This is a genomic window from Nonomuraea sp. MTCD27 (assembly GCF_041950495.1).
Classification (GTDB): Bacteria; Actinomycetota; Actinomycetes; order Streptosporangiales; family Streptosporangiaceae; genus Nonomuraea.
Window position 1 is genome coordinate 312605 of sequence record NZ_JBGNUW010000006.1, and the last position, 14722, is coordinate 327326.

The window sequence follows — 14722 nt, forward strand, 5'->3', positions numbered from 1 at the left end:
ATTGTGACCGTCGACCGCCTGCTCCCCGGCCAGGACGCCAGGGACCTCATCGAGCTCACCCGGGAGATCGCCGACAAGGAGCTGGCACGCCGGGTGGACGAGCATGAGCGCGCCGAGACGTACCCGGAGGGGCTGTTCGCCACGCTGGGCGCGGCGGGGCTGCTCGGGCTGCCGTACCCGGAGGAACTCGGGGGCGGCGGGCAGCCGTACGAGGTGTACCTTCAGGTGATCGAGGAGCTGGCGATGCGCTGGGCGGCCGTCGCGGTGGCGACCAGCGTGCACACGCTCGCCTGTTACCCGGTGGCCACCTTCGGCACCCCGGAGCAGCGTGACCGGTGGCTGCCCGACATGCTGGCCGGCCACCTGATCGGCGGCTACAGCCTGTCGGAGCCGCAGGCCGGGTCCGACGCGGGCGCGCTGACGTGCCGGGCCGAGCGGGTCGAGACCGGCTACCGGATCACCGGCAACAAGGCGTGGATCACCCACGGCGGCATCGCCGACTTCTACGCCCTGTTCGCGCGCACGGGCGAGGGCTCGCGCGGCATCTCCTGCTTCCTCGCGCCGGGCTCGGCCGACGGGCTCACGTTCGGCCGGCCGGAGGAGAAGATGGGCCTGCACGCGGTGCCGACGACCAGCGCGCACTGGGACGGGGCGGTCCTGGAGGCCGACCGGCTCATCGGCGAGGAGGGCCAGGGCCTGCAGATCGCCTTCAGCGCCCTCGACTCGGGCCGCCTCGGCATCGCCGCCTGCGCCACCGGCCTGGCCCAGGCCGCCCTGGACGAGGCCGTGGCCTACGCCAAGGAGCGGCAGACGTTCGGCAAGAAGATCATCGACCATCAGGGGCTCGGCTTCCTGCTGGCGGACATGGCGGCGGCGGTGGACAGCGCCCGGGCGACGTACCTGGACGCGGCCCGGCGCCGGGACGCGGGGCTGCCGTACAGCCGGCAGGCGAGCGTGGCCAAGCTGGTCGCCACGGACGCGGCGATGAAGGTGACCACGGACGCGGTGCAGGTGCTGGGCGGGTACGGGTACACGCGGGAGTTCCGGGTGGAGCGGTACATGCGCGAGGCCAAGATCATGCAGATCTTCGAGGGCACGAACCAGATCCAGCGGCTGGTGATCAGCCGCCATCTGGCCAAATAGCCTCCGACCTGTGAAAACCCCGCCTGCCGGTGCTCGGCGGCGGGGTTCGCCGTCTTGTGCCCGGGGCCCGGCCGCGGCACGGTGACCGTCCGTGAGGTCGTACGCCGCGAGAATCTCCACGATCCGCCCGCCGTCACTCACGCACCCGCCGGCAAGATCGCGACGTGGGCATTGAGGAGAACACCCGTATGTCAAGATCACGACCTGCCGAACGTGCCCCCCGATGTCGGCCAATCTCTCCGTTAACTAGGTGCTGTTGCTGAGTGACTGTGGGCGCGTAAAGATCCCCCCGCAAGGAGGTCGCCATGATCCGCGCACTCAACAAGCTGGGAGACCGCTTCCTCGACAAGCTCCTGCCCTCGGCCGACGCCTCGGCCGCGTGCTGGACCGAATGGTGCTGCCAGGGCAAGTTCTGCCGAACCTGCTGCTACCACGACCACAACGGCACGGTCAGCTGCGGCAGCTTCGACTACTGCTGACGCGTCCTTCCGATCCCCAGTGACAGCCATGCAGTACGTCGTGCCGGCCTGCCGGGTGGCGATAGCAGTCGTCTTCCTGGTGGCGGTGCTCGGAAAGGTGCGCGGCAAGTCCGCGTTCGCGAGTTTCCGCGTGTCCGTGCGCGGCCTGGTCCCTCTGGGGTCGCGGGCCTCCACGGCGCTGAGCGGCGCGGTCGTCCTCGCGGAAGGATGCGTCGTCGTACTGCTGGCGATCTCCGGGACAGTGCGGGCCGGCCTGGTGCTGGCCGGCACCGTCCTGGCGGGTTTCTGCGCCGGCATCGTCAGGGCGATGCGTTCGGGCTCCACGACGCCGTGCAGGTGCTTCGGCGTCACCGGAACGCCGCTCGGCGGGCGCCACCTCGTCCGCAACGCCGGGCTGCTCGCGCTCGTCGCGGCCGGGCTGCTCGCGCACGTCGCCGGCGGGCCGGTGCCGGGCAGCACCTCTCCGCATCCCGCGGGCGTCTCCCTGAGCGTGCTGGTCGGGGCCGTGCTCGCCGTCATCGTGATCTTCTTCGACGACCTCGCCGACCTGTTCGCCGCCCAGCCGCGCCGCCCCTGAGGAGCTCGTATGCCGTATCTCGTCGCCGCCGTCATCGTCGTCGGACTGCTGTGCCTGGTGGATCTGGTGCTGACCCTGGCGGTGATCCGCCGCCTGCGCGAGCACACGCTGCGGCTGGCGGAGCTGGGGCCGACGCGTGCCCCGCTGGTGCAGCCGGGAACGACGCTCGGCGATTTCAGCGCGACCGCTGTCGGCGGGGAGACCGTGTCGCGCGCGTTCTTCTCGGGGCCCTCCGTGGTGGCGGTGTTCTCCACCGAGTGCGCGTCCTGCCACGAGCGGCTGCCGGAGTTCACGTCCTACCTGGCCGACACCCGCCCCGAACGCGTGCTGGCCGTGGTCACCGGCGACCCCGACGAGGCCCGGCGGTTCACCCGCGAGCTGACCTCGGTCACCGTCGTGCTCGAGCCGATGGGCGGGCCGGTGAGCCGGGCGTTGCAGGTCTCCCAGTTCCCCAGCTTCTACCTGGTCGACGGTGACGCGGTGGTCGTGGCCGCCGACACCGCCCCGGGCCGGCTGCCGGCGGCCACCCGCCGATGACCTCTCCTGCCGGGCACGGCGGCACCGCCCGGCGGCGGTTTCGCGCGGCCGCGGCGCTGGCCTGGCGGGCGCACCCGGCCGCCGTACTGGCATCCGGGACCACGGTGCTGCTCATGGGCCTGGTCCCGGTGGTCACCGCGTGGCTGATCAAGCTCGTTCTCGACGGCCTGGCGGCCGGGGCGGGCCCCGCCGAGCTGCTCCCGCAGGGCGTGGCTCTCGCCGTGACCGGCCTGGCGGGTGCGGCCCTGCCCCCGGTCGCGGAGTACGCCCAGGAGCAGTTGCGCCGCGCGCTCCAGGTGCTGATCCAGGACCGCCTGTTCCAGGCCGTCAACGCCCACCCGGGGCTGAGCCGGTTCGAGAACCCGGTCTTCCACGACCAGGTACGCCTGGCGCAGGAGGCCGGCCAGAACGCGCCGCAGCGGATCGTCCGCTCCTGCCTGGGGATCGCCCAGGGAGCCGTGACCCTAGCCGGATTCACCGCGGCGCTGGCGGCCTTGGCTCCGGGGATGATCCTCGTCGTGGCGCTCTCCGCCATCCCCTCGGTCCGCGCCCAGCTCGACCTGTCCCGGCGTCGCGCCGGGATGATGTGGGGCGTCAGTGCGGGGACCCGGCGGCAGATCTTCTTCGCCAACCTGCTCACCAGCCCCGACGCGGCCAAGGAGATCCGGCTGTTCGGCCTCGGCGACTTCCTGCGCGCCAGGATGCTGGGCGAGCTGCGCGCGGTCAACGCCGCCGAGCAGGGGCTGGCTCGCAGGACGCTGCGTACCCAGGGGTCGCTGTCGCTGATCGGGGCGGCCGTCGCCGCGCTCGGCCTGCTCTGGGCGATCACCGGGGCCGCGTCGGGCGCGCTGAGCGTCGGCGACGTCGCCGTGTTCGTCGCGGCCGTCGCCGGGGTGCAGTCCGCGCTCACGTCGGTCGTCGCGCAGTCGGCCGATGCGCACAACGCGTTGCTGATGTTCGGGCACTACCTCGACGTCGTGGCCGACGCGCCCGACCTGCCCGTCCCCCGGCATCCGCGCCCCGTCCCCTCGCTGCGCGAGGGCATCGAGGTGCGCGACGTGTGGTTCCGGTACGACGACGCGCACCCGTGGGTGCTGCGCGGGGTCGACCTGTTCATCCCCCGGGGCGGCTCCCTCGCCCTGGTCGGGCTGAACGGTGTCGGCAAGAGCACCCTGGTCAAGCTGATCTGCAGGCTGTACGACCCGGTACGCGGGTCCATCCGCTGGGACGGCGTCGACCTGCGGGAGATGGATCCCGCCGAGCTGCGCGGCCGCATCGGCGCGGTGTTCCAGGACTACATGTCCTACGACCTGAGCGCGGCCGAGAACATCGGGCTCGGCGACGTCGCGGCGGTCGACGACCGGGACCGGGTCGAGGCCGCCGCCAGGCTGGCCGGCGTCCACGAGACGATCGACGGGCTGCCGCGGGGCTACGACACGCTGCTGAGCCGGATCTTCTTCGGCGACCGGGACGACCCCCAGGCCGGGGTGGTGCTGTCCGGCGGGCAGTGGCAGCGCCTCGCCCTGGCCCGCGCCCTGATGCGCGAGGGCCGGGACCTGCTCGTGCTCGACGAGCCGAGCTCCGGCCTGGACGCGCAGGCCGAGCACGCCATCCATCAGAGCCTGCGCCGCCACCGGGCGGGGCGGACCAGCCTGCTGATCTCGCACCGGCTGGGCGCGGTGCGAGAAGCGGACGTGATCGTCGTCCTCGCCGAGGGGCGGATCGCCGAGCGTGGCTCCCACACCGAGCTGATGGCGCTGGGAGGGCAGTACGCGAAGCTGTTCACCCTGCAGGCTCGGGGCTACGAGCCGACGGGCTCCCGGAGCTCGCCGGCCGTCCCGGACCTTCAGGATTCGCCCGAAGGGGCGAGCCCGCGGACGACGACGCCGAGCACGCGGTCGACGGGCACGTAACCCCACGCCCTCGAATCCTCGCTGACCGGCCCGTCACCGAGGACGACCAGCCGGCCCGCCGGCACCGTGTCACCCGGCGACGCCCCTACGCGAGCCATGACCTGGGCGGGAACCGGATCACCCGGCACGGCCACCGCGCGCTTGATGAACCACCTGGCCGCCCCCGGCTGCGGCAGCGGCCCGGTACGCCACCGTCCCCCGGGCAGCACCGTCTGCAGCACCACGACCTGGCCGCGCCTGACACCCGCCCCTGCGGTCCTGCGGACGAGCACCCGGTCGCCGGTGCGGTAGGTCGGCAGCATGCTCGCCCCGCTGATCCGGACGATGACGAAGCGACGCCGGGCGACGACCAGCCCGGCGGCCAAAGCCACGATCGGGGCCAGCAGGATCATGACGCGCCGCACAGGGACCCTCCCAAGTCGATCATCACCAGTGGACTGCCGACACTAGCGCCCACTGTCGCTACGGTGTACACCCGCACCACATCGGTGGCGGGGATGAACGCGGTCCACACACGAGCACACGCGTCAGTCGTGGCCTTCGAACCGTGAGCGAGCAGCCCGGTGATCAGCGGCCACCCGGCTGCTCGCTGAGCGCGGCGGTGTCCACCTGGGCGGGAAGGTACGGCGGGAGGTTGAAGCGGGTGCGGATGGTGCGCTGGACGGTGGCCTTGTCGGCGCGGGCGTCGATGGTCATGACGTACTCCTTGCGCCTGAACAGCTCCAGCACCGGGTCGACCTTGCTGTGGTAGTCGCTCAGCCGCCGGGCCAGCGCGTCCGGGGTGTCGTCCTCGCGGCTCACCAGCTCCCCGCCGCACACGTCGCACCGGCCCTCCTGCTCCGGCCGGTGGGCGATGAGGTTGTAGTCCATGCCGCAGCGCGAGCAGAGCCGCCGGGCCAGGACGCGCCGGCGTACCTCCGCGTCGGGCAGGTCCAGGTGGATCACCCCGTCGAGGTCGTAACTCTCCAGGAAGAACTCCGCCTGGCGGCGGTTGCGCGGGAAGCCGTCGATGACGAATCCGTAGTTCCAGTCGTGCAGTTGCAGGCGGTCCCTGACCACGTCCTCCACCAGGTCGTCGCCCACCAGCTCCCCCGCGGTCACCAGGCGCCGGACCTGGGCGCCGAGCTTGGTGTGGTTCTTGACGTGCCAGCGGAAGATGTCGCCGACGCTGATGTGCACCAGGTCGAGGTCGGCGGCGAGCAGGGCGCTCTGCGTGCCCTTGCCGCTCCCCTGTACGCCCATGATCACGTATTTCCGCATGTCCCACTTCCCGGGGGCTGTTTCATGTCCTGAGAATCGTCACCCTCCCATCTGGTGTTCATGCCTGGGAAGATGCGTGTGGTGTGGTGGCACGGAGCCGATGAAACGGGGGCGACAGGCATGCCAAGATCCTTCGGTATGAGATACCCCGCCCCCCTTCGTCCCGGTGACCGGATCGGCGTCACCGCCCCCTCCGCCGGTGTGGACGGCGGCCTGCGAGCCCGCCTCGACGTGGCGATCCGTACGGTCGAAGCCCGCGGGTACGAGGTGATCGTCGGCTCGTGCATGGACGGGACGGGGCACGTCAGCGCACCGGCGGCCGACCGCGCGCGCGAGCTGACGGGCCTGCTCACCGACCCCGCCGTCAAGGCCGTCGTGCCCCCGTGGGGCGGGCAGACCGCGATCGACCTGCTGCCCCTGCTCGACTGGGACGCCCTGCGCGCGGCCGAGCCGACCTGGGTCGTGGGGTTCTCGGACATGTCGACGATCATCACGCCCCTGACCCTGCTCACCGGCGTCGCCACCGTGCACGGCAACAACCGGATGGACACCCCCTACCGCGCCCCGGAAGGGCTGCTCACCTGGCTCGACATCGTGACGATGGCCCCGGGCACGACGTTCACCCAGGTCCCGCCGAACCGGCACCGCGCGCAGGGCTGGGACGACTACCGGACGGCACCGGAGGTGAACGAGTTCACGCTCGACACCCCCGGCCGGTGGCGGCGGCTCGACGGTGACGGCGACGTGCTGGCCGAGGGGCGGCTGATCGGGGGCTGCGTCGAGACGTTGTCCGACGTCGCCGGCACGCCGTACGCCGACGTGCCCGCCTTCGCCCGGGCCGCCGCGCCGGACGGGCTCCTGGTGTACGTGGAGGCCGGCGGGCACGACGCGGGCGACGTCTGCCGCCAGCTGCACGGCATGCGCCTGGCCGGCTTCTTCACCGGCGCGAACGCCGTGCTCGTCGGCCGCACCAACGCCCCCGGCACGGCGGGGCTCACCCAGCACGAGGCCGTCCTCGACGCGCTGGGCGGGCTCGGCGTGCCGATCGTCGCCGACGTCGAGTGCGGGCACGTGCCGCCGTACCTGCCGATCGTGAACGGCGCCCGCGGCCGGCTCGTGTGCACCGCGGACCGGAACGAGCTCACCCAGACCCTCGGCTGAGGCGCTGATACGTAGATTTCCCGATGCTTTGCCGGCCCGCTGCGCCTAATGTCGGCCGCACCGAGCGCCTTCCGAGAAGGTGGGTCCATGCGCGCGCTGATCGTGTTCCTGTCCGCCCTCGCCCTGGTCACGACCGTTACCTCCCCCGCCGGCGCCAAACCGGCCGCGGCCACCCCCGACGTGGTCTTCCAGCGGGCCGACTTCTCCTCCGGCACCCCGGAGGGCACGACGTCCGGCAGCGGGCTGTCGTTCGGCTCCGCCGCCGGGACGATCTCCCACACCGACGCCCTGGGCACCAAGACCTGGGAGTACGCCCGCTGGACCGGCCCGGAGCGGGACATCGGCTTCCCGGCCACCGAGCTGATCGCCTCTTGGACCGCGGACGTCCCGCCGGGGAGCTGGCTGCAGGTCGAGGCCCGCGGCCGGAACGCGGAAGGCCTGACCAAGTGGTACTCCCTGGGGCGCTGGTCCTACGCCGAAGGTGACATCCTGCGCACCTCGGTGCCGAACCAGGGTGACGCGGACGCCTCGGTGGCCGTGGACACGCTGGTCGCCGCGGCGGGCAAGCCCATGAGCGGCTACCAGCTCCGCCTGACCCTCTACCGGACGCCGGGCTCGTCGGTGACGCCCCGCGTGCGTACGTCCGGCGTGATGAGCTCCAACGTGCCCGAGCGCAAGACCGTGCCGGTCAGCCCCGGCGGCGGCGCGTGGGGCACGGAGCTGGCGGTGCCGCGCCGCTCCCAGAACGTCCACCAGGGCCACTACCCCGAATGGGACGGCGGCGGCGAGGCGTGGTGCAGCCCCACCTCGACGACCATGGTGCTGGGCTACTGGGACAAGTGGCCGAGCGCACAGGACACCTCCTGGGTCGATCCCTCCGACCCGAACCCCGAGGTCGACTACGCCGCCCGCTACACCTACGACCACGCCTACCAGGGCGCGGGCAACTGGCCGTTCAACACCGCCTACGCCGGACGATACGGGCTGGACGGGTTCGTCACGCGGCTGCGGTCGCTGACCGAGCTGGAGCTGCTCGTCAAGGCGGGCGTCCCGGTCATCACCTCGCAGTCGTTCAAGAAGGGCGAGCTGCCCGGCGCCGGTTACGGCACCAACGGTCACCTCATGGCGATCGTCGGCTTCACCTCGACCGGCGACGTGATCGCCAACGACCCGGCCTCCCCCAGCAACTCGGCCGTACGGCACGTCTATCCGCGCGCCGACTTCGAGAACGTGTGGCTGCGCAGCTCCAGCAGCGGCGGCGTGGCGTACGTCATCCACCCGCCGGACCACGCCCTGCCGGCCACGACGCCGGGCCTGCCCGCCAACTGGTGACCCTCCAGGCCGTCGCGCGGAGCTCGGCCATATGCCATCTTCTGCCCCTCGGTACGGTGATCGGTCATCCGTATTGTGGCGCTCCGAAGTTGACCGAGCACTCGACGCCCGGCCAAGAGGTGCGTACCCTAACAACCGGGAAACGGGGGGTATCCCGCGTTCCCGTCGCTGCATGCGCCGGTCGGGGGGTCGCCGTGCACCGCGACCTTCCCCCGATCGACTCCCCACTGCCGTGGAGCGCCGTATGACCGAGGACGAATCTACGACGCTCGAGAAGACCCGGCTCGTGCGACCTCTCCGGCGGAACACTCCACCCCTGCTCCTCGCGTCCGAGGGTGCCCGGGTGCTGGTCGCGGGCACGGGGACGCACCGTCCAGCCTCGCGCCTGCCCGAGGCGCGCGCCGTCCCGGCGACCGTCGCCGACGTCGGCCAGTGCCTGGTCGAGCGGGCGGGCCTGGCACCGGCGAGCCTGACCACGGTGCTCGACCCGGCCACCCCGGCCAACCTGGGCGAGGCCCTGGACCGGGTGGCGCGCGAGGCGACCAGCGTCCTGATGTTCCACTATGTCGGGCATGGGGTGTTCAGCCCCGACAACGAGCTGCACCTGGCCACGCGGGCCACGGTGGACCTGGGGCAGGGGCCGCCCGGCTACCAGGCGCTGCCGTACTCGGTGGTGCGCCAGATCCTGTCCTCGTCGCGGGCCGACCTCGTCGTCGTGGTCCTGGACTGCTGCTTCACCGGGGGCGCCCGGCCGGTGCCGGCGAAGGCCATGGAGCAGACGCTCGACTGGCCCGGGGCGTACGTGCTGGCGTCGTCGAGCAAGGACGAGAACTCCTGGGCGCTGCCCGGGGTCCGGCACACGGCGCTCAGCGGGGGGCTGCTCCGGCTGCTGAACGAGGGCGACCCGGCGGGGCCGGCGACGTTCACCCTGGACCACGTCCACCACCACCTGGCGCGCGCCCTGCCCGTCGCCGGCTTCCCGCGCCCGCGGCGGCAGGCCGGCGAGCTCAAGGAGCTGCCGCCGCTCGCGGTCAACCCCGCGCACGACGCGCCCACCACCAGGTCGGGGCCACCGATGACCTCGCCCGGCGACCTGAACAGCCCCTACCGTGGGCTGGCCGCCTACGGGACCGAGCACGCCGACCTGTTCTTCGGCCGCGAGGAGCCGACCCGGTCGCTGCTGACGCGCGTCCGCCAGGCGTTCCGGTCCGCCGGGCCGCCGGTGGTCATCGGGAAGCAGGCGTTCGAGGCCGGCGGCCCGCTCATCGTCACCGGCCCGTCGGGCTGCGGGAAGACCTCGCTGCTGCGTGCCGGCCTGATCCCCGCGCTGGGGGACGAGCCCGGCCGCTGCCTCGTGCTGACGCCCGGCGCGCAGCCGACGGCCAGGCTGGCGCGCGAGCTGGCCGCGCTGGGCGGGGGCGACCCCGAGCGGCTGCGCGCGGTCATCGAGTCGGACCCGGGCGCGGCCCGGCGCGGGCTGCCGGCGCGGACGTTGCTGGTGGTGGACCAGTTCGAGGAGCTGTTCACCCACTGCGCCGAGGAGGCGGCCCGGCGGCGCTTCGTCGAGGCGCTCACCGAGCTGTCCCGTTCGGCGGCGGTGGTGATCGCCGTCCGGGGCGACTTCTTCGGCCGCTGCGCGGCCTACCCCGGGCTGCTGGAGACGATGCGGCGGCCCGAGATCGTCGCTCCCATGTCCGGGGCCGAGCTGCTCCGGGTGATCGACGAGCCCGCGATCCGCTCCGGGCTGTCCCTCGAACCCGGGCTCGCCGAGCTCGTCCTGGAGGACCTCCAGGCGCTGGACGACGACCTGCTCCCGAAGCTCTCGCACGCGCTGCTGGCGACCTGGCAGAAGCGTTCCGGCGGGGTGCTCACCATGGCCGGTTACCGCGCGGCCGGCGGCGTCGCGCGGGCGGTGGCGATGAGCGGGGAGGAGACGCTGCGGCGGCTCGGCGCGGAGTTCGAGCCGGTCGCGCGCGGCCTGCTGGTCCGGCTGGTCCACGTGGACGAGCAGGGCGGCGGCATGCGCGGGCGGGTTCCGGTCGCCGAGCTGAGCTCCGGTACGGCGTCCGTCGAGGGGCAGGTGCTGGCGGAGTTCGTCCGCGCGCGGCTGGTCACGGTGGACGGGGACCAGGCGGAGATCGCCCACGAAGCGCTCATCCGCGCCTGGCCCCGGCTCGCGAGCTGGGCCGAGACGAACCGGGCCGGGCTGCTCGTGCGGCGGCGGCTGGCCGAGGACGCGGAGATGTGGCACCGGGACGGGCAGGGCACCGCGTACCTGTACGCCGACGACCGCCTCGCGACCGCCGAGGCGGCCGTGACCGGCGATCCACCCGCGTCCGGGGTGGCAGTCCAGCCCGTGGGCGGGATCGGGCCGGTCGAGCGGGAGTTCCTCGCCGCGTCCCGCCGGCGGCAGCGGCGCCGCTCCCTGATCGCCCGCGGCGCCATCGCCACCCTCACCCTGCTCCTCCTCGTGGCGGCGGCGGGCGGGGTGGTGGCCCTCCTCCAGAGCAGGCAGGCGAGCACCCTGGCCGGCAACGCGACCGCGCTGCGCGACCAGGCGCTCTCCCGCCAGGTGGCCGCGGCCGCCAACGCCGCCCAGGACACCTCGCTCGGATCCCAGCTCGCCCTGGCCGCCTACCGCGTCTCGGCCACCCCGGAGGCCCGCGGCGCGCTACTCGGCTCGCTCTCCCGCCCGGTCGGCGCCCGGATGATCGGCCACACCGCGCCGGTCGAGCGGGTGGTCTACCGCCCCGACGGCCGCGTGGCCGTCACCGCCTCGGGCGACTCCACCGCCAGGCTCTGGAACGTCGCCGACCCCCTCCGCCCCACGAGCCTGGGCGTCGTGAAGGGGCACACGGGCGGCGTGGTCGCGGTGGCGTTCAGCCAGGACGGCAAGATCCTGGCGACCGGGTCCGCCGACGGCACGGCCCGGCTGTGGGACGTCTCCAACACCGCCGCCCCACGCGCCCTGGCCACGATCAAGGGCCACAAGGAGCAGGTCGGCTCCGTGTCGTTCAGCCCCAAGGGCGGCATCCTGGCCACCTCGTCCAACGACGGCACGGCGCGCCTGTGGGACATCAAGGACACGGCCAAGCCGAGCGCGCTCTCCATCCTGCGCCAGGAGACCGACCTGACCAGGGCGGTCTTCAGCCCGGACGGCCGCCTGCTCGCGGTCACCGCCACCGGCGGCACGATCACGCTCCTCGACGTGCTGACCCCCGCGAAGCCGACGAGCTTGGCGACGCTGACCTCGTCGGAGGGCGGTGTCCGGAGCGTCGCGTTCGCCCCCGACGGCCGCCACCTCGCCACGTCCTCCGGCACCGGGAAGGTCGAGGTGTGGAACATCACCGCGGCCAAGCTCGCCGGCACCGCGAGCGGGCACTCCGCCGCCGTGGACGACGTCGCGTTCAGCGCCGACGGCAACGTCCTGGCCAGCGCCTCCGCCGATGCCACCGTCGGTCTGTGGAGCGTGGAGGACCCGGCGCAGCCCGAGCTCACCGCCACGCTGGCCGGGTTCCCCGACGCGGTGACGGGGGTGGCGTTCAGCCCGAACAGCCAGAACCTGGCCACCTCCGCGACCGACGGCGTCGCCCGCCTGTGGAATGTCTCCAACGCCGCCCGCGTCGCCCCCCGCGCCCGCCTCGCCCGGCACACCGGCCAGGTCAACGGGCTGGCGATCGCCAAGAGCGGCCGCGTGCTCGCCACCGCCTCCGACGACAGGACCGTCCGGCTCTGGGACATCGCCGACCCGGCGGTGTCCGCCCCGCAGTCCACCCTGACGGAGCACACCGGCCAGGTCATGGGGGCCGCGTTCAGCCCCGACGGCACCCGCCTGGTCACCGCCTCCCTGGACAAGACGGCCAGGATCTGGGACGTCTCCGCGCCCGAGAGCCCGAAGCTCCTGGGCACGCTGACGGGTCACACCGACGGCGTGCGCGCGGCCGCGTACAGCGGGGACGGGAAGATGGTCGCGACGACCGGACTCGACGGCAGGACGCTGCTGTGGAACGTGGCCACGCCCGCCAGCCCCAAGCAGCTCACGGCGCTCGGGGTCGCCGACCGGCGGATGAACGTGGCCGCCTTCCGCCCGGACGGCAAGGTCCTGGCCACCGGTTCCGGCACCTCCTCCGTACGGCTCTGGGACATCTCGAAGCCCGCCGACCCGCAGTCGCTGGAGACCTTCTCCGCCCACTCCGGCGGCGTGCTCGACCTGCGGTTCAGCAAGGACGGCAAGACGCTGGCCACGGCGTCGTCGGACGGCACGGCCCGCCTGTGGGACGTCACCACCCCCGCGAAGCCCAGGCGCCTGTCGGACCTGCCGGCGCAATCCGGCGACGTGACCGGGGTCGCCTTCAGCGCCGACGACCGCACGCTCGCCACGGCCGCCCAGGACGGGACCGTCCGGGTCTGGAACGTGGTCGACCTCGCCGCCCCCACGCTCTGGGCCGTGTTCGCCGACCGGACCGCGGGGGCCGGCGACGTGGAGCTCGGCCCGGACGGCACCGTGCTGGCCGGCACGTCCGGCAGCGCCGTCCAGCTCTGGGCGCTGAACGTGGAACAGGCGAGCGCGAACGTCTGCGAGGCCGCCGGCACCTCGATCACCCGGGCCGAGTGGGCCCGGCACCTCCCCGGCCGCCCGTACGCCCCGCCCTGCACCGCCTCGACCTCGACCCCGACCCCGGGCGGCTAACGGTAGGTCGTGTCCCGGAAGGTGGCCCGGCACCCCTCGCCGGCCAGGTCCTGCACCCACAGGCCGGCGAAGGCGCCGGTGAAGCCGAAGGAGCGGATCTGGCCGTCGATGATCTCGTCGGCGTACTCGTCGGACAGGATGGTGGCGTCCAGCTCCACGGGCAGGGTCTCGCCGTCGCACGAGAAGCGCAGCACGGGGCCGTCGAACTCGAGCCCGAGCCTGGTCGCCGGCCCGGCCGTGAGGTGCGCAGTGTGGTGCACGGTGCGGGCGCCCCGGTCGCTGCCGGTCAGGACCAGGCCGTCGGTGGTGAGCGCGAGGTGGTACCAGTTGCGGGAGTTGTAGTAGGCGGTGATCCCGGCTGACTGGTGCACGGTGCCCGGCTCGAACGTCACGCTCGTCTCCAGGGTGAACCTCGTGCCGGTGACGCGGCGGGCGACCAGGCTGGGGGCGCGCCGCCCGTACGGGGACTGCCCGCCCGTGATCGTCACCCCGCCGTCGTCGTCGAAGGTCACCCAGTCGGGCGAGGCCGGCCGGCGCAGGGTGCTCCAGTCGTCGGCCACCGGCCACGGGTGCGGCGACAGGGCGGGCGCCGGCCACGGGTGCGGTGGCAGGGCGGGCGCCGGCCACGGATGCGGTGGCAGGGCGGGCGCGGGCACCTCGACGGCGGGCACTCCCCCGGCCACCCGGGGCCAACCGTCCACCCACTCGACCCGCTGGATGGCGCTCTCCCGCCCCAGCACGCACCGGCCGCGCGGCGTGTAGGGGCGGGCGGCCAGGTGGGCGAGGTACCACTCGCCGTCCTGGGTCCGCACGAGGCAGCCGTGCCCGGCCTTCTGCAGCTCCAGGCCGGGATCGTGGGCGGCGGTGAGCATCGGCCCGGCCGGGTCGTCCTCGTACGGGCCCTCCAGCGAGCGGGACCTGAGCACGCTCACGCGGTGCTCGTAGCCGGTGCCGCCCTCGGCCACCATCAGGTAGTACCAGCCGCCGACCCGGTAGACGTGCGGCCCCTCCGTGATGCTCCGGTTCTCCAGAATCAGCCGCGGCTCGCCGCCCCCGGCCAGCGGCCGCAGCTCGATCCCGGCGAACCCGCGCCCGGGACGGGAGTCGAAGACCATGTACAGCAGGTGCGTGGTGCCGTCCTCGTCATGGAACAACGAGGCGTCGAACCCGCGCCCCGGCAGCCTGACCGGATCCGACCAGGGCCCTTCGATCGCGGGCGCGGTGGTCAGGTAGTTGGCGACGTCCTTGTACCCGTGCGCGTAGGTGTCCATCACGCTGTAGACCAGGTGGAACAGCCCGTTCGCGTACGTCAGGTCCGGCGCCCAGACACCCCCCGAGTCGGGCACCCCGGACAGGTCCAGCAGCCTCCGCTCGCCCAGAATGCCGCCCAGCGGGCGCCAGTTGACCAGGTCACGCGAGTGGTGGACGCGGACACCCGGGTACCACTCGAAGGTCGAGGTGGCCAGATAGTAGTCGTCACCGACCCGCAGGATGGACGGGTCAGGGTGGAAACCGGGCAGCACGGGGTTACGGATCATTCAACTCTCCACAGGGACGGGCTTCGGCCTAACAGCGTAGGTGGGCACGCGCTGACCCGAAGGCGCCGGTCCGAAGAGTCGCCGCCTCCACC

General features: G+C 73.2%; 11 protein-coding genes. 8 read left to right on the top strand and 3 right to left on the bottom strand.

What is annotated here, in order from left to right; translation table 11 throughout:
• Positions 1-3 precede the first annotated feature (3 nt).
• The 5 genes from ACBJ59_RS20345 to ACBJ59_RS20365 all read left to right on the top strand — a co-directional run bounded on the left by ACBJ59_RS20345 (position 4) and on the right by ACBJ59_RS20365 (position 4649).
• The gene (locus tag ACBJ59_RS20345; protein ID WP_375111781.1) at positions 4-1143 is read left to right on the top strand and encodes an acyl-CoA dehydrogenase family protein; all 1140 of its coding nucleotides are present in this window, start codon (positions 4-6) and stop codon (positions 1141-1143) included.
• Positions 1144-1448: 305 nt separating this feature from the next.
• A complete protein-coding gene (locus tag ACBJ59_RS20350) occupies positions 1449-1622 on the top strand; it encodes a hypothetical protein (RefSeq protein WP_364131312.1) in 174 nt (57 codons plus the stop codon).
• A 28-nt stretch (positions 1623-1650) separates the two neighbouring features.
• Complete coding sequence (locus ACBJ59_RS20355) at positions 1651-2199, top strand: MauE/DoxX family redox-associated membrane protein (RefSeq protein ID WP_375111782.1); 549 nt, start codon at positions 1651-1653, stop codon at positions 2197-2199.
• A gap of 9 nt (positions 2200-2208) precedes the next feature.
• Positions 2209-2736, top strand: coding sequence for a TlpA disulfide reductase family protein (locus ACBJ59_RS20360; RefSeq protein ID WP_375111783.1), 528 nt, complete (start codon positions 2209-2211; stop codon positions 2734-2736).
• Complete coding sequence (locus ACBJ59_RS20365) at positions 2733-4649, top strand: ABC transporter ATP-binding protein (protein WP_375111784.1); 1917 nt, start codon at positions 2733-2735, stop codon at positions 4647-4649. The genes ACBJ59_RS20360 and ACBJ59_RS20365 overlap by 4 nt, the downstream gene beginning before the upstream one ends.
• Here the strand turns inward: ACBJ59_RS20365 and ACBJ59_RS20370 are convergent.
• Together ACBJ59_RS20370 and ACBJ59_RS20375 are read right to left on the bottom strand one after the other, a co-directional pair.
• Positions 4583-5053: a S26 family signal peptidase gene (locus ACBJ59_RS20370; RefSeq protein ID WP_375111785.1), complete on the bottom strand. Its 471-nt coding sequence runs from the start codon at positions 5051-5053 to the stop codon at positions 4583-4585. The genes ACBJ59_RS20365 and ACBJ59_RS20370 overlap by 67 nt on opposite strands.
• A 163-nt stretch (positions 5054-5216) precedes the next feature.
• The gene (locus ACBJ59_RS20375) at positions 5217-5909 is read right to left on the bottom strand and encodes an adenylate kinase family protein (RefSeq protein ID WP_375111786.1); all 693 of its coding nucleotides are present in this window, start codon (positions 5907-5909) and stop codon (positions 5217-5219) included.
• A gap of 138 nt (positions 5910-6047) precedes the next feature.
• On the opposite strand from ACBJ59_RS20375, the gene ACBJ59_RS20380 reads away from it, so the two are divergent.
• From ACBJ59_RS20380 to ACBJ59_RS20390, 3 genes are all read left to right on the top strand, one after another.
• Positions 6048-7070 carry a S66 peptidase family protein gene (locus tag ACBJ59_RS20380; protein ID WP_375111787.1) on the top strand — a complete coding sequence of 341 codons (1023 nt, stop codon included), beginning with the start codon at positions 6048-6050 and terminating at the stop codon, positions 7068-7070.
• A gap of 87 nt (positions 7071-7157) precedes the next feature.
• Positions 7158-8402 (top strand): C39 family peptidase, encoded by a 1245-nt coding sequence (locus ACBJ59_RS20385; protein ID WP_375111788.1) that lies wholly within the window; start codon positions 7158-7160, stop codon positions 8400-8402.
• A 244-nt stretch (positions 8403-8646) separates the two neighbouring features.
• The gene (locus ACBJ59_RS20390; RefSeq protein WP_375111789.1) at positions 8647-13092 is read left to right on the top strand and encodes a caspase family protein; all 4446 of its coding nucleotides are present in this window, start codon (positions 8647-8649) and stop codon (positions 13090-13092) included.
• Here ACBJ59_RS20390 and ACBJ59_RS20395 read toward each other — a convergent pair.
• On the bottom strand, positions 13089-14630 hold the full coding sequence (locus ACBJ59_RS20395; protein WP_375111790.1) for a family 43 glycosylhydrolase: 1542 nt from the start codon (positions 14628-14630) through the stop codon (positions 13089-13091). The genes ACBJ59_RS20390 and ACBJ59_RS20395 overlap by 4 nt on opposite strands.
• Positions 14631-14722 lie beyond the last annotated feature (92 nt).